Source organism: Candidatus Filomicrobium marinum (assembly GCF_000981545.1).
In the GTDB taxonomy this organism is placed as follows: Bacteria; Pseudomonadota; Alphaproteobacteria; order Rhizobiales; family Hyphomicrobiaceae; genus Filomicrobium; species Filomicrobium insigne.
This window is the reverse complement of record NZ_LN829119.1, coordinates 2,413,078-2,434,039: the sequence shown is the minus strand read 5'-3', so window position 1 is coordinate 2,434,039 and position 20,962 is coordinate 2,413,078. Positions and strand designations below refer to the sequence as shown.

Sequence of the window (20,962 nt, the reverse complement as noted above, 5' to 3'; positions counted from 1 at the left end):
TTTGCGCGGATTATCGAAGGGCGTCGACGTCCTGAGAGGACCGGCCCGGCGCCGCGGGACGTCCGGATTGCATGCCGGCGGCGCGCAACATGAAAAATTCTGCCATGTTTTCCCAGGTCACGTACCCCAGAAGCCGCTTGTCGGCATCTACTATTCCGACAGCTGGGGCAGCCTTTTCCTGGAGAAGTTTAACGACGGCTTCGAGGGGCGCATTGATGGGCCGCTCAGGAACGTCGCGCTTCATGACGTTGAGAACCGGCGTCTTCCCGCCGCTGGCTGCCAGCGCCTCTATGATTGATTGACGCGTCAACAGCCCCCGCAGTCGCCGTGCGCCATCCACCACCGGAAATTCCTGCTGCGTGGTCTTCAGCAGAAGATCTGCAGCGTGGTCGATGTCCGAGTTTGGCTCTAGGCTCTCGAATTCCGTGATCATGACATCTCCCGCATGGCGTCCACGCACGAAGTCGCGCATGTTGGCGCTATATGCTTCAGCGCCCGCCGCCAGGAAGATGAAGATTGCTATAAGCACCAGAAACGGATTGCCCAACAATCCGAGGAAACCGAATACGATCGCGAGAGCCTGCCCAACCCTGGCCGCCACACGGGTCGCCGCCTGGTAGCTCATGGCGAACCCCAACAAAGCTCGCAGAACGCGCCCGCCGTCCATCGGGAAGGCTGGAATAAGATTGAAGATCGCCAAGGCTAAATTAACCGTGACAAGTCGGCTCGCGAGATCCGCTCCAAATTGCGAGGAAATCTGCGGAACGGTCAGATCCACTTTTGCGCCAAAGAGAAGCATCAGAACGCCGGCTATCGCAACGTTAACGGCCGGTCCTGCGAGTGCGACGACGACTTCCTGACCCGGTTTTTCGGGCATACGGTCAAGCGCGGCGAGACCGCCGATGGGAAGCAGTGTGATATCTCGGGTTTTTATTCCGTAATGGCGCGCGGCTACGACATGGCCAAATTCGTGGAGCACGACGCAGGCAAACAGCAACGTTACGAAGACAATGCCATCCAAAGCGGCGACTGGGCCGGCCTGAAGCCAAAAGACTGTTCCCAACCACACAAGCAGCAAGAGAAACGTAAAATGCACCCGAACGCTTGTGCCGCCCACTTCAAACAGCTTGAATGACCACGCCATGGACTGCCTCATTTTCAACGATGCCGCTACGGTGCACCGGCGGCTGTTGCCACATTTGCCGCCACAATCGACATAGTATTTTTACCGGGTTCTCATTGCATCTTAGCAGACAGCCCCAAATCATTATAAATAAGCCATAGATTTTGTTTCTTTCGGTCGCATAACAACCCTGAAAGGACCCATTAATATAAACAAAATGTATGAATTTTGGGTCGATCATACCGAGTGTGGCGCGTTAAACTGGATTATGCAGAAGGTCCTTAGGATGGCCGCGGAATCCTGCAGGAGGGAGTCCTTAGTTACATGGGATTGGATATGAACAAATCCAAGTTGCTTTTCGTTACCGCCGTGCTGGCGCTGGCGGCGCCCGGGTCAGCTTCAGCAGCATCGCTAGATGGCACATGGAGCGGCGGCGGCTTCGTCAAACCCAGTTCTGGAGATAGCGAGAAGGTTCGCTGTCGCGTTAGCTACGATCGACAGACGGACAAAGTTTTCGGCGTGACGGCGACTTGCGCAACTCCTTCCAACAAGATTCATCAAACCGGCACGGTCTTGAAAGTGTCCGAAGATCGCTATGTCGGCGATTTTTATAATGGTCAGTTCGACATCTCCGGCCGCGTTCGGGTGGTCGTGCATGGATCTCGCCAGACCGTGACCTTTTCATCGCCAAAAGGAACCGGGAAGATGGAGTTGCGGCGCCGTTAGAATGGACAGGCTGAGATGATGTCCCCATCTGCATAAAAACGTTGAATTGCGGTCACTGCTCACCTGCCACGATGGTCTGTGCTTCGCTGACGAGCCTTCGCCGTGGCTGACCGCCTATTTTGACCCAAAGCAGATATCGCGACGAGAGAGCTCTCAAAAACTGGAACCCGTTTGTTACCGAACACAGTTCACGATAGATCTGGAAGAACGGGCTCAGAACATGTATGAAGAAGATTAAATTGCCCTAAGAATAGTCATTAATTTCTTGGATGGTGGGGTTTGTCTTCGGGGGATAACTGCAAGGAGTTTCCCATGACGACGAATTTGGTCTCCACTATCACCCAAGTCCTCAACTCTGATGTCGTGGCGCGCATCGCCTCAAGCCTTGGCTTAGACAAGGCAAAGGTCGGAAGAGCGATCCAGGCAGGTGTCCCGGGTCTGCTGGCTGCGCTCACTTCGCTCGTCTCCAAACCGGCAGGTGCCTCAGCATTGCTCAAGACGGTCTCCCAGCAAGATCCTAGTGTGCTTTCGAGCTTAGCCAGCACGCTCGGTGCCTCCGGGAAAACGGCTTTTATTGATCGCGGTGCGAACACCCTGTCATCGCTTCTTGGTAGTACGACGATGTCGGCGCTAACCAACTCGATCGGCCGATATGCCGGTGTCGGCGCAGAATCTTCAAAGAGTCTTATGGGATTGCTTGGGCCTGTCGTGTTGGGCGTTCTGGGACAACAGCAGCGCACACAAGGGCTAGACGCTGCGGCGCTCGGAGGCCTTCTTGCGTCGCAGAAGGACAATATCTCCCGCGCCCTTCCAGCTGGCTTCGCCGAACACCTCAAGGATACTGGTATTCTCGATGGCATCGGCGGCGTTAAAGCGTCAAGCTTCAAACCCGCCTACGCTAAGCCACAACCAACTTCGTCGAATCTCGGGTGGGTGTTGCCTGCGCTCGGTATTCTAGCCGTGGGCGCCCTTGCTTGGTATCTGCTTCGGAACCCGACCAAAGAAGTCGCAACCCTCCCACCGGCCAAAATAGAGTCCCGGACTACAGCTCCCAATCGCGTAACCTTTACTGTCACAGCAGATGAGGCGAAGAACTGGATTGCGAAACCGGTATACAGCAGCGACAACAGGAAGATCGGGGAGATTGTTGAGATCAATCGTGACCCCAACAACAACGTCACTGAAGTGTTCATGGACACGGGTAGTTTCCTAGGCATTGGCGCCACGCGCTACAGGATCACCTCAGACCAAATTCAAGAGGTCAAGCCCGATGCCCTTATGCTGACGATCAAGGAGTCGGAGGTTACGAAGGAGCTCCAAGGGACCAAGAACCAACCGCAATAGGGTATGGTTCATCCCCTCTGCAGGTGAGCAAAGTGGCCCTAGCCGTCGCAGTTCGCTGCGTTTCAGAATAGCGAAATTCAAGATACTAAGACGGCTGCTGCCACCGTTGCAGGCACCATAACGGTGCTTGATGTGGGGGAACGATGGGCGGCGCCAGCCCATGATTTTGCAGAGCGGGCGATCTCCACTCAGCCCGCGCTGCTCCCAGTTCATGGCTGGAGGCGGTCGCGCATCAATTCGTCCAATGGTCAAGCTCTCCGAACAAGCTCAATATGAGCGCGCTTACGAAATTACATGGGGAGCGACCGTGGGCCCTCACTGGACCCCCGGCCGGGTGCTGATTTGCAGAAATCTGTGCGTCCGCCGGAGCCGACGTTTGCCGAGCTCTTTACGCCGAAACTGATCACGGTGCTTCGCGAGGGCTATCACCTCGCGGATTTGCGCAATGATGCTATAGCTGGATTGACCGTCGCCATCGTCGCATTGCCGCTGTCGATGGCAATTGCGATTGCCTGCGGGCTAGATCCGGCTAAGGGGCTGTATACCGCTATCATCGGCGGTTTCATCATATCTGTCTTCGGTGGAAGCCGTTTTCAGATTGGCGGGCCCGCCGGCGCGTTCATTGTCCTTATTGCCACTGTTGTCGAGCGGCACGGCTACGACGGGCTGGTGCTCGCCACGTTGATGGCCGGCCTCCTGATGATGGCGATCGGGTTCCTGCGCCTGGGAACCTACATCAAGTATATTCCGTATCCTGTCACGATCGGCTTCACGGCAGGCATCGCCGTGATCATCCTTTCGAGCCAGCTCAAAGAGTTTCTTGGGCTGGCCGTTGAGAAGGAACCTGCCGCTCTTATTCCCAAACTCGAAGTTCTCGTTAGAGCGCTGCCAACGTGGAATTCGGCTGCCGCTGCCGTCGCCGTTTTATCCATCGCGTTGATCTGGTTTGTTCGAAGAGTGCGGCCAACGTGGCCGGCATTCCTGATCGCGGTCGTGGCTGGTTCTGTACTGGCCTACGTATTCCAGCTTGATATCGCCACGATTGGTACACGGTTCGGTGGGGTACCCTCCACGCTGCCCCAACCCGCGTTGCCCGCCTTTAGTTTTGAAAAGGTGCGCGCCGTCCTTCCTGACGCCATCGCAATTGCTTTGCTCGGCGCTATCGAGTCGCTTCTGTCCGCTGTCGTTGCCGACGGGATGACTGGGCGCCGCCATAGATCGAATTGCGAACTCGTGGCGCAAGGCGGGGCAAATATGGCATCGGTTGTCTTTAGCGGCATGCCCGCAACGGGGACGATTGCGCGTACGGCGACGAATGTGAGGTCTGGAGCCAAGGGCCCGCTCGCCGGGGTGTTCCACTCCGTCTATCTTCTTCTATTCATGGCCGTGGCCGCCCCATTGGCGTCATACATACCCCTCGCGACCTTGAGCGCGGTGCTCGTGGTCGTCGCCTGGAACATGGCCGAGCGAGAGGAGTTCATTGCCCTCATCAAATCCTCGACGGGGGATCGCCTGATCCTTCTTGCCACCTTCCTGTTGACGGTCTTTGAAGACCTCACCATGGCAATAGGTGTCGGCGTTGTCCTAGGAGCCTTCCAGTTCCTGCATCGCATGGCCGAGTCCACTCGGGTCGACAGCGAAATCCCCTTGGTCCCCGAGGATGTCGCCGACGATGTGGGATCCACCCGCACCTCTTACGAACCATCACAGATGGGACGCGACGTGATCGTCTATCGGGTTCGCGGAGCGCTGTTCTTCGGAGCAACAACCGCCGTCAGCAGCGTTCTCGACCGTATCGGATCGACGCCGAAGCTGTTCGTGCTCGATCTTACGGAGGTGCCGCTGGTGGACAGTACGGCAGCGAACGCACTTAAACGCTTTGCCAGCAAACTCCAGGCTGCGGGCGCCACGGTTTATCTGACAGGAGCTTCAAAAAGCGTGCGGCGTTCGCTCTTGCGCGACGGCTTGCGCCGGCCGTTGGTGCGGTACGCAAAGGATGTGGAGACAGCGTTGGCTTATACGCAAACAGAAAATGTGGAGTTGGGCTGACCGCTTCTCGCAATCTGGCGGGAACGAACTATGTCTCAAGACGTTGATTGCTGCCGCATAGCTCGGTTGGTCGTCGGCACGCGTTCCCGAGATCACCAAGCGTCATCGAGAGGCCCGCTGTTGCGTATCCCCATTCTCCTGTCAATATGTGCCACCATCGTTATGGGAACCGGCAACGCTCAAGCCGACGATGAGCCGGAGCTCATCTTCAAAAAGACAACCGTCTGGAAGTTCCTGTCGCCGGACCATAAGCTCGCGACGTATGCGATCGACGACCCAGATGTTCAGGGCGTGACATGCTATTTCACGGTGCCGGAAAAGGGTGGATGGACCGGATGGCTCGGCGTCGCCGAACAACTATCGGATGCCTCCCTTTCCTGCCGTCAGGTGGGCCCTGTCACATTCACCCGGCAACTGGAGCAAGGAGCCGAAGCGTTCCGCCAGCGGCGCTCCCTCTTCTTCAAAAAGATGCGCCTCGTTAGAGGCTGCGACGCGCGAAGAAACGTGTTGGTTTACGTAATTTATACGGACAAATTGATCGAGGGCAGCCCGAAGAACTCCACGTCCTCGGTGCCAATCATGCCCTGGGGCACGTCACAGCCGACGCGTTGCGCCGACTGGATCAAGGACTAAAATCGTCGGGAAGTGCACGACACGCATGAGGACACGGAACCAGTCCTGAAAAGCCGCGTTTCAGGTTAATACAGACCGTTTGTAACGCGTAGGGTTTGAAATGGTTGCGGTCCGCACATTTTGGAAAGGGCACATGCGCCTTGCGCTGGTGACCATCCCCATCAGGCTGGTCAGCGCGATATCGTCCGAAGAAAAGATATCATTCCATCAAGTGGACCGCAAAACGAAGCAGCGGATCCGATACAAAAAGGTAGCCGGAGAGGGTGGGCGCGAAGTCCCCTCACAGGACATCTCCTACGGTTATGAAGTCGAGCCCGGCAACTATGTGTTGTTTGACAACGACGAGCTTGACGCGCTGAAGCTTTCCTCGCGCCATACGATCGAGTTGACGGAGTTCGTGGACGCGTTCTCGATCAATCCGCTCTATTTCGACCGGCCTTATTATATCCTTCCGGACGGCGAGGTGGCGGAAGAGGGTTATTGCGTAATTCGCGACGCGCTTCAGAGCGCAAAAAAATGCGGAATTGGGCAGATCGCCATGCGCGGCAAGGAAAACCTTATCGCTCTCATGCCGGCCGGAAACGGGCTCATGCTCGAGACCCTTCGTTATGACAGCGATGTGCGCGACGCGGATGACATCTTTTCCGGACTCGGAACGCAGAAATTTCGGCCTGGCCTGATTGATATGGCGAAGCAGCTCATTGAAGAGCGGTCGACCGAGTTTGATCCCAGCGCCTACAAAGATCATTACGCCGAAACGGTTCGAGAGTTCGTCAAAGAAAAGCTCGCTGGCGGCGAAACGGTTGCGGTCAGTAGTGGCGAAGAAGCGGCCACCGGTGCGGGTACCGTCATCGACTTCATGGAGGCACTCAAGCGCTCGGTCGAGAAGGCTCCTGCCAAAAAGGGCGGTCGGTCAGAGCCGAAACGCGCGGCGGCAGCCTCGACAAAGCGCGATCCCGTAAAGCGATCCAAAGCACCTGAGAAATCAGCTGGCCGAGGCTCTTCCGGCTCAAAGGGCCGATCCGCAACGACGAAGAAAAAAGCGTGACCTCCCGCACCAAAACCCAAGCCCTGCGGCTCAATACGTATGCGGCCAAGCGCGACTTTAAAAGAACACCGGAGCCGCCTCCGACCCGGGGAACTGCACGAAACAAGTCCCAGTCTCATATCTTCGTTGTCCAGCACCACATCGCCCGCCGCGATCATTTCGATCTGCGCCTCGAGATCGATGGAACGCTCAAAAGCTGGGCGGTCACGCGGGGGCCGAGCGCACTCCCTGGAACACGCCGCCTTGCCGTACGGACGGAAGATCATCCTCTGGATTATGCGAGCTTTGAGGGCGTTATCCCGGAAAAATCCTATGGTGCGGGCACCGTCATGCTGTGGGATCACGGCACTTGGTCAGGTGCTTCCGACAAAGAAATGCTACACAACCTCACGCAAGGCCATCTCAAATTCACCCTGCACGGTGCACGCATCCGCGGACGGTGGGCACTCGTGCGCATGGGGCACGAAGGACAGCGCGAAAACTGGCTGCTCGTCAAAGACCGGGACGCTTATGCGGAAGATGACGACAGCCTTGCCGCGCGCTATTCAACCAGCGTTGTTTCGGGACGGTCGATGGACGAAATCGCGGAGGGGCGAGCCTCCTACCGTCAGGCTTCTTCGAGCAGGAAAACGACATCCCTTCTCAAGTTTATCCCGCCGATGTTGTGCACGTTGGCCGACAAGGTGCCCGAGGGTCGCGACTGGCTCTACGAGATGAAATACGACGGCTACCGTACGGAACTCATCACAGGAAACGGCGCGGCGCGACTGTTCACTCGCAACGGCCATGACTGGACAGATCGATTTCCCGACATCGCCGAAGCAGCCGCGACGATTCCTCCTGCAATCCTGGACGGGGAAGTCGTCGTATTCGACGCGCATGGGCTCTCTGATTTCGGCGCGCTTGCCGCCGCGCTTGGCTCTGGGCCTAAAGCTCCGATGACCTTTATCGCCTTCGACGTTCTGCGAACAGGCAAGCGTGACGTGAGGGGCCAATCTCTGAGTAAACGCAAAGCGCATTTGGACACGCTACTGGCCACCTTCGGAAAGCCGGAACTCATTCGGATCGCACCCACCTTGCAAGGAAGCGGCCCCAAGCTTCTGGAAAGGATCGCGAAATCGGGAGGCGAAGGCATCATCGCGAAACGCGCGGGATCGACCTACCGCTCTGGGCGCTCGAAGTCATGGCTTAAGATCAAAGCAATTGCTCGAGAGGATGCGGTCGTCATTGGCTTCACGCCGTCGAGCGCCGGCCGGCCCTTCGCTTCGCTTGCTGTCGCGCAGTCTGATGGCGACAGGCTGCGTTATTGGGGGCGCGTTGGCACCGGGTTTAGCGCGCGGACGGATAATGAGTTGGGCGCGAAGCTTTCCAGACTCGTACGCCCATCACCGCCAGAGGGCTTGGAAGGTTTGGATCTTGTTCCTAAAAAGGTGCGTTGGGTTGCCCCGGAACTCAGGATCGCTGTTCAGCATCGCGGAAAGACGGTCAACGGATTGTTGCGAGCTGCGCGTTATGTTGGCTTGCGCGAAGATCTTTCCAGCGGCAAATCCCATCGATCTAGCTTGCGAGGGTCGCCCGTGCCAAGTCCGTCACGCCAAACGGTTAGCAGGGATACCAAGGTGCCCTTGACGCATGGCTCTCGCGTCATATTCCCAAAGGTGGGCCTGACCAAACGTGACCTCGCCGACTACTATGCCGAGGCTGCGGATCTCATCCTCCCGCATCTGGAAAACCGACCCATCAGCGTTGTACGCGCGCCGGACGGTATCGATGGTGAAACTTTCTTCCAACGCCATCCCATGAAGGCCATGAAAGCCGGGATCATCAGAGTTCCGGACCCCGCTAAATCACATCCCGACTATATGGCCCTCGACGGCAGTCCCGGTCTTGCGACCGTCGTGCAATTTGGTGGCATCGAACTTCACGGATGGGGGGCGAGGCTTCCCGACCTTAATGCCCCCGACCGCATGGTCTTCGACCTCGATCCGGATGGTGAGGTCTCCTTTGCTACAGTGCGGGACAGCGCCTTTCTCGTGAAGGAGGTGTTGTCCAGCGCCGGGCTCAAGAGCTTTGCAATGGCCACCGGCGGCAAAGGCGTTCACGTCGTCGTCCCGCTCAATCGCACACAGACTTGGGACGATATATCCGGGTTCGCCTCTGGCTTAGCGCGGCGGCTTGCTAAGCTCGAGCCGGGTTCGTTTGTCGCCACGGCGAGCAAGTCGCGACGCAAGGGTCGCATCTTTATCGATTGGCTGCGTAACAAAGCGATGGCGACGGCAATTGTGCCTTATTCGGTTCGAGCGCGAGATGTGGCGTCAATCGCTTGTCCGGTTTCATGGTCAGCGCTGAAGGACCTGGAGAGCGCCAAACCGTACACCGTTGAGACTATCCGCCTTTCAAGCCGTCAGCCGTGGGCTGGATATTTCAATGTGGATCAGGCGATTGCGCCGCGCGCGCTGGAAATGATGACGTCTTGATCCTTTGTGAAGATATAGGCTCCAATACAGTTCATCGGGTCATACTGTTTCATCGCGTCTGTCGTCCTTCTGATCGGCAACGCCTTTCCATAGGGAGCTGCGGATCAATGGCACCAATACTGGAACACGGGCATACGCCTTCCGAAATTCGTCGGCGTCTCGCTTCCGGTGCGCAGGTTAGCTACACGCGTGACTGGGTCTATGGCGGCATTGATGGAACGGTCACGACCTTTGCTGTTGTTGCCGGTGTTTCAGGGGCGGAGCTGTCCAGCCAGATTATTCTGATCCTCGGCACGGCGAACCTTCTGGCCGATGGTTTTTCGATGGCGGCGGCCAACTATAGCGGCACCAAGACGGAGTTGGACGAATACGAGCGCTTCCAACGCATGGAAGAACGCCACATCAAACTTGCTCCAGATGGAGAACGAGAGGAAATTCGGCAAATATTCCAAGCAAAGGGGTTTGAGGGTGCGGATCTCGAACGAGCCGTTGAAATCACCACGGCGACGAAAGAGCGTTGGGTCCAAACTATGTTGACGGAAGAACACGGGCTGCCTCTGGCGAAGCGGTCTCCCCTACGCGCGGCCGTGTATACCTTCTCCGCATTCGTCGTCTGCGGCCTCCTACCTCTCATTCCCTTCATATTCGGTTTTCATGCCGGTCTGTTCATCGCCACGATTTTCAGCGGGCTGGCATTCATATTGATCGGGTCCCTCAAAAGCCTATGGTCCGCCCGCAGTTGGTGGCGCTCAGGGCTGGAAACATTGGTTATCGGCCTCGCCGCAGCGGCCCTATCTTATTTGGTTGGGCATCTCCTCAGAGGTTTGGCTTGACCATATCTGGAACCGAGGCATTGACGCCACCAAAACGCCTTGGCCATCATCCTGGCGTTTCTTTGGTCAGAGGGTGCGATGGAGTTTAAGGACTATTACAAGATCCTTGGGGTTGAGCGTGACGCGTCCCAAGACGAGGTCAAACGGGTTTATCGTAAGCTCGCACGCAAATATCATCCCGACATCAACAAAGAAGCTAACGCGGAAGCGAAGTTCAAAGAGGTCGGGGAAGCTTACGAGGTCCTTGGCGACGCTGAAAAACGCGCCGCCTATGACCAGCTTGGCTCCGGATATACTCCCGGCCAGGACTTCAGACCGCCACCGAACTGGGATACCGGTTTTGAGTATTCCGGACGCAAAGCGGACGGCGCTGACCACGACTTTAGCGACTTTTTCGAAAGCCTGTTTGGCGGCATGCGCGCTCGCCGCAGCGGTTTTTCAACGCGCACCCAATTTCACTCGCGCGGTGAGGACCACCATGCCCGGGTTGTTATCGACCTTCACGACGCGCTTGAGGGGGCAACGCGGACCCTGACACTAAGGGTGCCCCACGTCGACGAAACGGGACATGTTTCCGTTCAGGATCGAACACTCAACGTCAAGATTCCCAAGGGCGTGACGGAGGGCCAACAAATCCGTCTCAAAGGGCAAGGGACGCCTGGAATCGGAGGTGGAACGGCAGGCGATCTTTATCTGACGATCGAATTCGCGCCGGATCGGCTCTACCGCGTCGATGGTCGTGACATCTATCTTGATCTGCCGGTTGCGCCCTGGGAAGCTGCATTGGGCGCTACGGTCAAAACACCAACGCCGGGCGGTCCTGTTAACTTGAAGATTCCGGCGGGTTCCGCGCAGGGGCGTAAACTTCGCGTTAAGGGCCGCGGGATCCCGTCCCACCCGCCTGGGGACTTTTACGCCGTTTTGCGGATCGCCTTACCTCCAGCCGATACGGAGGAGGCCAAGGAAGCCTACCGGGATATGGAACGCCGCTTGAAGTTTGATCCGCGCGCAACATTTGGAGGCTTGTGAACCATGGCCGAAAAGCAAAGTTCCGTTCACACTGCCGAACTCGTCAGTTCGACGACACGCTTGACGATTACCGAGATCTGTCAGTCGTGTAATGTTGATCGGACGTGGATTTCAGAGCTTGTAAGTGAAGGCGTTCTCGAACCCGAAGGACGCTCCGAAGGTGAATGGCGATTTGCGGCCTTTACCGTGAGCCGCGTCGCGACGGCCCGACGCCTCGAACGCGATTTCAATCTCAACATCCCAGGCATCGCTCTGGCGCTCGAACTTCTCGACGAGATTGAGGGATTGCGCGCACGCCTGCGCGCTCTGGAGATACCTTCCGAGGAACCCGAGGACCAGTGATCGCGTCTTTCTCCCACTGTCACCGCAATAACATCGGTTCCCCATGGGCCTGAGCATATGACGATACTGGTGGTCGGCAACTGTGTCGTCGATCGTTCCTACAAAGTGGATCGATTGCCGCGGCCCGGGGAAACAATGATCGCGCGGGAGGCGCGCATTGATTTCGGTGGTAAGGGCCTCAATCAAGCTGTCAGCGCAGCGCGTACGGGCGCGCCTGTCGCGTTTGCAACAGCCGTGGGAGATGATGTTTACGGTCGGGAAATCGTAGACATGCTGCGGCGTGAAACGATCGATGTCGGACCGACACACATCAGACCCGGACCAACGGACGAAGCTGCGATTTTCGTGCTCCCAGATGGAGATAACTCGATCATCGCGTCGACACATTCGGCGCAGCACGCCGGGCCCGATATCGGCCTGAAAGCGATGGATCGGCTAAAGCCTGGCGATTGGCTGGTAATGCAGGGAAACATCGATCGGGCGACAACCGCGGCTACGCTCGAAGCAGCGCGGGCGAAGAATGCTCGCATCGCGGTCAATCCTTCGCCTATCCTTTTCGACTACGAAGGGCTTTGGCCGCTTATAGACTTGGCTTTCGTCAATGCCATTGAGCTGGCGGACCTATCCGGCCTCTCAGAGCCCAACGCAGCTGCAGCGCGATTGATTGAACTCGGATGCGACACGGTTGTCGCGACGCTTGGCTCCGCAGGTGCCCGGCTTTACGCGCGAGGCCGTTCAGAGCCGTGGACCGCGCAGCCACCTGCTGTGAAGGCTATTGATGCCACCGGTGCGGGCGACGCCTTCTGCGGTGTTTTCGTGGGTTCGCTTGCGCGCGGGTTATCCCCCGAAGCTGCCCTCTCCGTTGGGGTCCATTGCGCTTCTTTGAGCGTAACGCGGCAAGGCAGCCTGGCCGCCCTACCGACCCGCGAAGAAATTTCAGCGACGGCGCGCGAGTTCGCCACCACGCCGGGATGACAAACTCACGCTTGAACCCATTCCTCAGGTCAAGGGGGCAGGTGCACCGGGTAAGGGTGTAACGCTCACCTCTTTCGTCTTCGTGTCCGTTCTTGCTGGAGACTCGCAAAATCGTCTCCACCGAGCGGCCCGCGTTTCCACCCTACTCACGATATCCGGGACCTTTAAATCTTCGTCGGTGGCGAGCATCAGTGAAATTGACGGCAACGAACATCGGGATGTCAGCCACGTCACCCACGGGGCCAAGATCAGGCCGAGCACGACAGGCGCCATCCAAGCCAGAAGCCACCACGATACGCTTACCGAAATCGCAGCCAGCACTAAGCCGATCATGACGTGCCGCACGTGAAACCGGATTGCCTCCGCAAGGGTAACGCCATCAGCGTCGCGCCGTTGCGCCGCCCAACCGCTATCCCGACCACGTATGATTTCAACGATAGCTTGTAGATGCGTCATCAAAAGGATCGGTGCCAGCAGAACCGATAGGATGACCTCAACGACGGTTCCGGCAATGGTTTGCAACGCAGACGCCACTGATCTCCGCGTCGTAAGAAGCCAGTTCACAAGGCCCAGCGCCTTAGGAAGGAAGAGCGCGCTGACTGTCATAACAAGAACAGTCACGGCATCGCCTGTTACCAGTTCATCCACGTTGGCCATGTTGGCTTCGTCACCCGTGAGAAACGGGAGGGAGAGCGCCATGCCGACGAGCATCAAGGCAACCCAGAAAGCCGAAACGAGATAGCCATATGCGCCCATGAACAGGTGCACACGGCTGGTCAACGTCAGCCCGCGTACCGTGATCAGGCCCAGATGCTGCAAGTTGCCCTGGACCCAACGCCGGTCGCGGATCGCCATGTCGATCAGCGTGGGCGGACTGGATTCATAGCTGCCGGTGAGCTGAGGCGCCATGTACACGGCCCAGCCAGCCCGGCGCAGCAGAGCTGCTTCAACAAAGTCATGACTTTGGATGTGCCCGCCGAAAGGAGGCGCGCCATCGAGCTTCGGGAGGCCTGCGTATTTGGCGAACGGCCGCGTCCGAATGATAGCGTTGTGCCCCCAGTAGTTTGCCGACTGACCCGACCAAGCTGAAAGCCCCCGCGCCAAGATCGGCCCATAGGCCGCGTTCGCAAACTGCTGCAAACGCGCAAAGGTCGTCGTACTGGAAATGAGCTTGGGCACGGTCTGGATGAGCCCGGCGTGAGGGTTGTGTTCCATTGCTGCCGCGAGCCGAACCAGCGTTTCTGCTGACATGACGCTGTCGGCGTCAAAGATCACAAACTGCTCAAATTCGCCGCCATGCCGCACGATCCAGTCCTGGATGTTGCCGGCCTTCTTGCCGACATTCTCCTCGCGATAGCGATAGAAAACCTCCATCCGGCTGGCGACTATTCTCTTCAAAATCTCAAATGTTTCGACCTCAAGATCGCGATCTTGACCCGGCCGCGTGTCGCTCAGGACGAACACAGAAAACTTGTCGCCATGGCCCCGGTCCGCAAGGTCTTTGGCCAATTCTTCAATAGTCGCCGCGATCCGCGCAGGGCTTTCGTGGTAGATTGGAAAAAGTAGTGCTGTTTTTGTTGCGAGCGGCGTATCCGCAGATGGAATGACCGGTATGGCGGGCGCCGCACCGAAACGCATCAGGATGAAACCAAGCAATGCCGCAGACGTGCCGACACTCACCCACACAAAGCAAGATGTCGCAAGAAAGATGAAAACCCCTTCCCACACGTTGATACCGGACGGCGCCAAGGCGCCATAAAGCCAGTAGGCAAAAAAAGCGGTCATCATCAGCGTCGCGGCAGTCACGGTAAGCCGTGCCGCCCACGTCGTCGCCGGCGAAGTTCCTAGCTTGGGTTCGGTATCACGCTCCGCGCGATCCCAAAGCTCCTGCGGAGGCATGAAAACCCCGGCATCAGGAGGAACTTTTGGAGGCGGTAGAGGAAACAGCCTAGCTGTAATCATTGATGCATGCCTTTCGTCCAACGGTACAGCCAAGTTTCCGATCCGCCTTGCTGGGCTGATAAAGCCACGCGCAATTCGGCGGTCTCGCTTGCTTCGGGATAAAACTTGAACGCAACGCGCAACGTGCCGGCCTCTCGATTCACCTGAACCTGGGCTTTGCTGAGGCGGCCTTCGCTTGTTTGCATGGTTGGCAAAATTTCAACTTGGTCGCTCTCGCCTTCGATGCCGTCATACTCAATGACAAACTGCACAGCGCCTTCGCTGCGATCCGAACCGATGCTACGCCCGGCCATTGTGCGCATGATGCGGACTTTGGGACCAATGTCGCGGAAGGTATCTGGCCACGATAATCTGTAAGCCAGCCGATATGCTTTGCCCGGGGCAAGTGCGTCGTCAGGCCGCCAGAATGCGACGATGTTGTCGTTGGCTTCGGTTTCCGTTGGCAGCTCTACGAGTACGACGCTGCCGCGCCCCCAATCGCTCTTGGGCTCAACCCAAACGCTCGGCCGTAAATGGTATTTGGCTTCGAGATCCTGGTAGGCTGCGAATTTACGTTCGCGCTGCTCAAGACCGAACCCTTTGGGACCATCATCCTGAAACATGCTTACTTCGATTTGTCGCGGATTAGAAAGTGGGCGCCACAGATACTCGCCGCTGCCGTTGTGGATGGTCAGACCATCGGAGTCGTGCACGGATGGGCGAAAGTCACTGACGCGGGTACGATCGCTGCTGGAGACGAGATACATGCTCGTCAGCGGGGCCAATCCGATTTGTGAGATCTCTGTACGAGGAAAAAGTGTCGCCTCGATGTCGATGGCCGTTGTGTCGCCCGGATCAATCTTGAACAGGTAGGCACCCGCCACGGACCTACTCTCTAATAGCGCATGCACCACCAATTTATTGGCATGAGGCTCAGGCCGCTCGATCCAGAACTTTGTAAAACGCGGGAACTCTTCGCCGCCAATAGCGCCGGTACGCAAGGCAAGCCCACGCGCAGAAATGCCATAAACTTGTCCACGCGACAAAGCTCGGAAATAACTCGCGCCCTGGAAAACGATAATTTCATCGCTCACGTCAGGACTATTCAGCGGGCCGTTAATTCGAAACCCTGAAAGGGGAACTCCTTTTGAGAAAGCTGCGACTTTCTTCAATGTTCCCCAATCGAACATATCCGGATCGGCGCGCACGGGGGTTGAAACACCGTTGTCTACAAGAGCCAGCTCAACCTCTTCGTTGTGTATCCACGCGGTGGGCAAAAGTTGCAGCCGGTACTTGCCGACCTTGTCGAGCTGTATCGCTGCTTCAGGACGAAATCTCGCCATTCGATATTCGTCATACGTCCCCGCCAACTCCTTTGCCGGGTCGTGATCGCGCGGCGGGGGTGCGACATATGGTTCGCTGGCGAGCGCTTTGGCTTCTTGGATGACGGCGTCCTGACTGAAGTGGGCAATTGGCCTCTTCAATGCCGGGGGCAGCGCTTCCGCTGCGACCGCGTGCACCTTCACCAAGCCTGCGACAGAAGCGCCCAGGATCAGTAGTAAGCTGCGAATTCCGCTGCCCTTTCTGAAGGTTCTGGACGCAGTCTTTTGACCGTCGAATTTTGCAAAATCGAAGAGTGTCATGATCCACAGATGTTTGTGATTGGCGCGAACTCAACGCAATTCACCGCGTTTGGTTCCTCCGCTGCTGAGTTCAACCCACCAGGTTCTCAGGGGAGGCTTCTCGAGTCTGCGTCATGGAACGCGCACCGGCGCGCTTCCGCCGGTCCGCATCGGACATGCGCCCCGAACGGACATCGCTCGTCTGACGACTCAGAGAGTATGCGCGCATGGTGGCAAAAGCTTGCCGTCGCGACGCAGGTCGGGAACCCCGCCGTCTCACCCGCCATTTTAGAGCTAAGGAAACGCCCGAATCGTTACCTAAGAGCGGGGTACTCACCGTGAAGGCCGCAACTGCTGGAAATATATCGCTTATGCAAAAGAGCCAGGCACCCGTACAAAAACGCGACGTGCGCATCGATTTTTTTCGAGGCCTCGCCTTACTTTTTATTTTCGTCGACCACATTCCCGGGAATTGGCTGGCGGATCTAACTATGCGTAATTTCGGTTTCGCAGATGCTGCAGAAGTTTTTGTATTTCTCGCTGGTTTTTCCGCTCTGCTCGCTTACAGCAAGACCTTCGAAAAGGAGGGCTTCCGCTCCGGGACTTCGCGTGTCGGGCGTCGCATCTTCGACCTATATGTTTGGCACATCGGAACGGTTGTAGTCAGCTTGCTGCTCCTTAGCGCGGCAGCGCTTTTCTTTTCGCAGCCCAACTATCTGAACCACATCGGCCTGCAGTATTTCATCAACTACCCTTCGCATGCGATTCCTCAGGCTGCGGTGCTCTACTATCAGCAAAACATGCTGAACATTCTGCCGCTATACATCCTTCTTCTGGCGTGGTTCCCCGTTATGTATTGGCTGCTGCGCCGTTCGCACGCACTCGTACTCATTATATCCGCTGCGATCTGGCTGGCTGCTTATGCCGGAGGGCTGGGATTGCCGGGGCATCCGGTGTGGGGCTGGTTCTTTAACCCCTTCGCCTGGCAGCTCCTGCTGACTTTGGGTGCAGTGGCTGCAGACCGGGTACGCAGAAATATGCCGCTCTATGAAGCCGTTCTGCTTCCGCCAGCGGCCGCCTATGCGCTCTTTGCGTGCTTAGTTATTGCGCCTTGGACCCGCATTCCCGGGCTGGAAAGCACGCGTCTTCTGCCGGGCGATCTACTTGGCGCGATTGATAAGACGAATTTATCACCTCTTCGCATCTTGCACATTGTCGCGCTCGGGTACATTGTCGCCGCTTGTGTCCCGGCGTCAGCGCGTTGGCTGACGTCACCGGGCGCAGGGGTCATTTCACGTTGCGGTCAACATTCACTAGAAATCTTCTGTCTCGGCACGCTCTTGTCGTTCAGCGGATGGGTGGTGATGCAGGAAGCTGGGACTGACCTCACTACGCAAATTGCTGTGAATACAATAGGTATCTCTGTATTGGGTGTTACCGCATGGTATCTCGCGCAACGCAAGCTGGGGCGCAGTGTCGGGCTCGTTTGGCCCTCCGTTCCGCTTTTCAATCGTGTTTTGCTGCCGCCATCGCGCTGATGGCGGTCGGGTATGTGTCGTCAGCGCATGCTCAAGCAGCCCAAACTGCAACATCTCCTCCAAAGAAAGCCTGTAAGGCACCCAATGAGCTGGTTCATCTGGACTGGCCCATGCCGCGCCTGACCGCCGCTTTTCGGAAGGGAGAAGTCATCCGTATCGTCGCGCTTGGTTCGTCCAGCACACAGGGTGCAGGGGCATCCAGCAAGGCAGCCTCTTACCCGTCGCGCCTTCTGGTCGAGTTGCAACATCGTTTTCCAGAACACAAGTTCGAAGTCGTTAACTTGGGGATCGGGGGACAGCTTGCACGCGATATGCTCGCGCGGATCGCGAGCGCGGTGCTACCGTTGGACCCGGACCTCGTCATCTGGCAAACCGGCGTGAACGATGCGATCCGAGGTGTAAAAATCAGCGAATTTCAATCTACAGTGGATGCTGGTCTAAACCTCATGCAAAAGCATGGGATCGATGTGGTTCTGCTCAATCATCAATACTATCCGGGTGCGGCGCGGCTCCCTAATTTCCCGAGCTATTTGCGCATCATGAAAGCGATTTCCACCGAGCGAAAAATCCCTTTGCTGCGTCGTTACGAAATCATGCAGCACATGGTCACTTCGTCACAATTTTCGGTCGAAGAGCTTCTTGCGCCAGACAAGTTCCACCTGAACGACACGTCATATCGTTGTTTGGGCGAGGTTATGGCTGATGCATTGGCGGAGGAACTAACGACTGTTGCCTCTAGAGCCGGGCTGCGGACTCACGTGAGCGGACCATAGTTGGCAAGCTATTCTGTAGAATCCTGCAGCGAGGGGGCTGCTGTCGTCACCCGAGCCAGGGCCAACATAATGTCGTTGATCGCATCGATACGGCTAATGTAGTGGCTGATTTCGCTGGCGGCGGCAGGACCGCTCGCCAGCAAAGCCTGAAGTTGAGCCCAGCACGCACACCGCTCGTCCTGAAGCGTCGCGAGCGATTGCTCTACGTCGTTCAGTGTCTCCATGTGCGTATGCGTCGGCTTATCTTCATGCATAACGTCGGCCATCCCGATAATGACGGGCTACGGGAAGACGCTTCTCTCGTCGCAACGGAGCGACAGTCGGTTCTGAAGCGTTATCACTCTTATGCGCCACTTTTAGTCGCAAAATTCGTTGGCGTAATTCAGCCAGCGGGTGAAGCGGCTTAGGCCTGTAACCAATATTCATTGGGCATAGCTCCGTTCATCTGTTGGCGATCGTGCCCAGACAAACGTTACTACGTATTCACCGTTCCGGTTGTCATTGTCGCAGGGGCTGGGACATTGACATCAGCTCTAAAGCCGGGACCGGCGCGGATAACAAGCTTTGCCCCATGCGCTCACCGAGCAACCTTTGGCCGGCACCGCAGACCGCTCTATCGATGGAGTGGACAGGCCCACATTCGCCGCCCAGACGGTTGACGGGGCCCATGCTGCCCAAGCAATCGACGCGACAACGCCCAATCCGACCATTGCCGCCAGAACAAAGGCTGGCCTCGGATAAAACGCGTTGTGATACGGCGTCCTTTCGCTCGGCATTTTGCCCTGCGGCGATGTCTGTGCGAAAGAGGACTTTAGGTTTCGCCATAACCGGCGCCGGAGGGAAAAGGGCAATGCGTACAGAAACGGGACTATCAATTTTTCTCGCGGACTTACGGTCTTTTTGCCGACGTTTTCGACCGCAATGCTATTGTCTCGACGAGCGGAGGCGAACGTCAGCTTCCTGAATTTGCGCATCGAAGACTTCGCAAAAAAAGCGAACCGCTTCTTAAAAGTTTCTAGTCGCGAGGACGCCGGCTTCTTGGGTTCGACGACGTATGTCGCGTTGCCTCTGTCCAGGGCTGTCGCAGTCACCTGACGCGGGCGGCTCGGTATGCGCGGCGCCCCGGCGAAAATCGAACGTGCGATGGACATTTGCGCGCGGACTTCATCCAACATGTCTTGGGCATCATCAAAACACCGCACAAAACGTTCTTGCGCCTCGGCATTTGGGTTCCGCTTTATTGTCGCTTTGGATTGGGCATCATGCCGGATGCAAGCGCGCGCCGCTTGAATTTCAGTGATAGCCCCGATTATTGAAGCGTCCAACGCGTTCCAATTCAGCGCCGCTCTCGACGGATCGGCCATTTTCATGCTCCGACTCTAAGAACAAATTACATTCGATTCTTAACCAAGTCTGCGCTGCATATATAAAATAGCCGTTAAGCGTAGACAGAAATCAGATCATTTTTTCAGCTTTTCATTTAAGCTCCGCTTCTCCCCAAAATAAAAACGCGTTTCCTCCTCATATTCTTATTTTGCAAACGCGTCGCTCCGCGCTTGGCTTGTATGTCGTAATAATTTCCGGTTCCCTCCTCGAATAGTTGCCCCAACAATCAAACTGATCGCCCTACAAATATTTACCGGCGAATTGGCGCATGCGCCTGCTGCTGCCTTAAAACAGCTGCGAATCTCCGCAACACCGGCGGACACATGTGCGTGCCTTTGGTGTCCTCGGCTCCTACCGGGGAACCAGATGACGTCACATGAATTTTAAGAGCGTGGCATGTTGCACATCGTTGCCCGCCACTAAACAGGAGGAGATCATTGATGCGCGGATTCTTGCTGACAGCGAGCGCCATTGTAGCTCTATCGCCTGCGTTCTTCGCAGCGCCGGCGATGACTCAAACAGCAACAGATACCGCTAATAGCTCAACGTTAGAGTTTATTTCCGGACCGAGCGCGGATGAGGTCAGAGCCTCTCGCTGGATCGGCGCGCCCGTGAAGAACAATGCGGACGAGAAGATCGGTGATGTCAACGATTTGGTCTTGTCGCCTTCGGGGCAGGTTCAGGCTCTCGTACTTGGCGTCGGTGGATTTGTTGGGCTTGCTGAAAAGTACGTTGCGGTAAAGCTTGCCGATACTGAGTTGCGCAAGGAAAAAGATGGATCACATATCGTAATCGTTGACACGACAAAGGAAGCCTTGCAGGCGGCCCCGGAATTTAAAGTCGCTGGCGAGAAGACCATGCGCGACCGGCTTGATGAGGCTTCAAAGGCTGTTAAGAGCGGATACGAGACCGTGAAGGAAAAGGCCAAAGAGGGCTACGAAAAGGCGAAGGAAGCGATGCAAGGCGATGGTTCCAAGCAGCCCGCACCAGCCGAAAAACAATAAGACAACTTAATTTAATCTCGTACTGAGGGGAGCGGTTATCCGCTCCCCTTTTGTTTGTCTGCACCCTGATATTATTCATATTTTTCTGATACTTATTTCTCAATCTTTGAGAAATAAAA

General features: G+C 56.8%; 17 protein-coding genes. 13 read left to right on the top strand and 4 right to left on the bottom strand.

The genetic code is table 11. From position 1 onward, the window contains the following. Positions 1-10: 10 nt before the first annotated feature. A complete protein-coding gene (locus YBN1229_RS11415) occupies positions 11-1,144 on the bottom strand; it encodes a site-2 protease family protein (RefSeq protein WP_046479195.1) in 1,134 nt (377 codons plus the stop codon). Positions 1,145-1,459: 315 nt separating this feature from the next. Here YBN1229_RS11415 and YBN1229_RS11410 point away from each other — a divergent pair, with 315 nt between their 5' ends. The 10 genes from YBN1229_RS11410 to YBN1229_RS11365 all read left to right on the top strand — a co-directional run bounded on the left by YBN1229_RS11410 (position 1,460) and on the right by YBN1229_RS11365 (position 12,579). Then, positions 1,460-1,849: a hypothetical protein gene (locus YBN1229_RS11410; RefSeq protein WP_139165331.1), complete on the top strand. Its 390-nt coding sequence runs from the start codon at positions 1,460-1,462 to the stop codon at positions 1,847-1,849. Between the two features lie 312 nt (positions 1,850-2,161). Beyond that, positions 2,162-3,193 (top strand): DUF937 domain-containing protein, encoded by a 1,032-nt coding sequence (locus YBN1229_RS11405; protein WP_052743885.1) that lies wholly within the window; start codon positions 2,162-2,164, stop codon positions 3,191-3,193. Between the two features lie 294 nt (positions 3,194-3,487). Continuing rightward, entirely contained in the window at positions 3,488-5,242 is a 1,755-nt protein-coding gene (locus tag YBN1229_RS11400; protein ID WP_082101110.1) for a SulP family inorganic anion transporter, read from the top strand. 162 nt (positions 5,243-5,404) lie between these two features. Further along, positions 5,405-5,875 (top strand): CreA family protein, encoded by a 471-nt coding sequence (locus YBN1229_RS11395; RefSeq protein ID WP_090229385.1) that lies wholly within the window; start codon positions 5,405-5,407, stop codon positions 5,873-5,875. Positions 5,876-5,975: 100 nt separating this feature from the next. Beyond that, positions 5,976-6,923, top strand: coding sequence for a Ku protein (locus YBN1229_RS11390; RefSeq protein WP_046479198.1), 948 nt, complete (start codon positions 5,976-5,978; stop codon positions 6,921-6,923). Next, positions 6,920-9,400, top strand: a complete 2,481-nt coding sequence (ligD, locus tag YBN1229_RS11385; protein WP_052743884.1) for a DNA ligase D — start codon at positions 6,920-6,922, stop codon at positions 9,398-9,400. Before YBN1229_RS11390 ends, ligD begins: the two co-directional genes overlap by 4 nt. A gap of 107 nt (positions 9,401-9,507) precedes the next feature. After that, a complete protein-coding gene (locus tag YBN1229_RS11380) occupies positions 9,508-10,233 on the top strand; it encodes a VIT1/CCC1 transporter family protein (protein WP_046479199.1) in 726 nt (241 codons plus the stop codon). Between the two features lie 78 nt (positions 10,234-10,311). Further along, positions 10,312-11,262, top strand: coding sequence for a DnaJ C-terminal domain-containing protein (locus YBN1229_RS11375; protein WP_046480665.1), 951 nt, complete (start codon positions 10,312-10,314; stop codon positions 11,260-11,262). A gap of 3 nt (positions 11,263-11,265) precedes the next feature. Next, positions 11,266-11,604: a chaperone modulator CbpM gene (locus YBN1229_RS11370; protein ID WP_046479200.1), complete on the top strand. Its 339-nt coding sequence runs from the start codon at positions 11,266-11,268 to the stop codon at positions 11,602-11,604. 57 nt (positions 11,605-11,661) lie between these two features. Beyond that, positions 11,662-12,579: a ribokinase gene (locus YBN1229_RS11365; RefSeq protein WP_046479201.1), complete on the top strand. Its 918-nt coding sequence runs from the start codon at positions 11,662-11,664 to the stop codon at positions 12,577-12,579. A gap of 24 nt (positions 12,580-12,603) precedes the next feature. Here the strand turns inward: YBN1229_RS11365 and mdoH are convergent, their stop codons facing one another. Together mdoH and YBN1229_RS11355 are read right to left on the bottom strand one after the other, a co-directional pair. Then, the gene (gene mdoH, locus YBN1229_RS11360) at positions 12,604-14,541 is read right to left on the bottom strand and encodes a glucans biosynthesis glucosyltransferase MdoH (protein WP_052743883.1); all 1,938 of its coding nucleotides are present in this window, start codon (positions 14,539-14,541) and stop codon (positions 12,604-12,606) included. Then, positions 14,538-16,163, bottom strand: a complete 1,626-nt coding sequence (locus tag YBN1229_RS11355; protein ID WP_052743882.1) for a glucan biosynthesis protein — start codon at positions 16,161-16,163, stop codon at positions 14,538-14,540. Before YBN1229_RS11355 ends, mdoH begins: the two co-directional genes overlap by 4 nt. Positions 16,164-16,513: 350 nt before the next feature. Here YBN1229_RS11355 and YBN1229_RS11350 point away from each other — a divergent pair, with 350 nt between their 5' ends. Next, complete coding sequence (locus YBN1229_RS11350; protein WP_046479202.1) at positions 16,514-17,680, top strand: OpgC family protein; 1,167 nt, start codon at positions 16,514-16,516, stop codon at positions 17,678-17,680. 110 nt (positions 17,681-17,790) lie between these two features. Further along, the gene (locus YBN1229_RS11345; RefSeq protein ID WP_160298705.1) at positions 17,791-18,453 is read left to right on the top strand and encodes an SGNH/GDSL hydrolase family protein; all 663 of its coding nucleotides are present in this window, start codon (positions 17,791-17,793) and stop codon (positions 18,451-18,453) included. Between the two features lie 8 nt (positions 18,454-18,461). On the opposite strand, the gene YBN1229_RS11340 is transcribed toward YBN1229_RS11345, so the two are convergent. Next, a complete protein-coding gene (locus tag YBN1229_RS11340; RefSeq protein WP_152025023.1) occupies positions 18,462-18,707 on the bottom strand; it encodes a hypothetical protein in 246 nt (81 codons plus the stop codon). A gap of 1,572 nt (positions 18,708-20,279) precedes the next feature. On the opposite strand from YBN1229_RS11340, the gene YBN1229_RS11330 reads away from it, so the two are divergent. Next, entirely contained in the window at positions 20,280-20,843 is a 564-nt protein-coding gene (locus YBN1229_RS11330) for a PRC-barrel domain-containing protein (RefSeq protein WP_052743879.1), read from the top strand. Positions 20,844-20,962 lie beyond the last annotated feature (119 nt).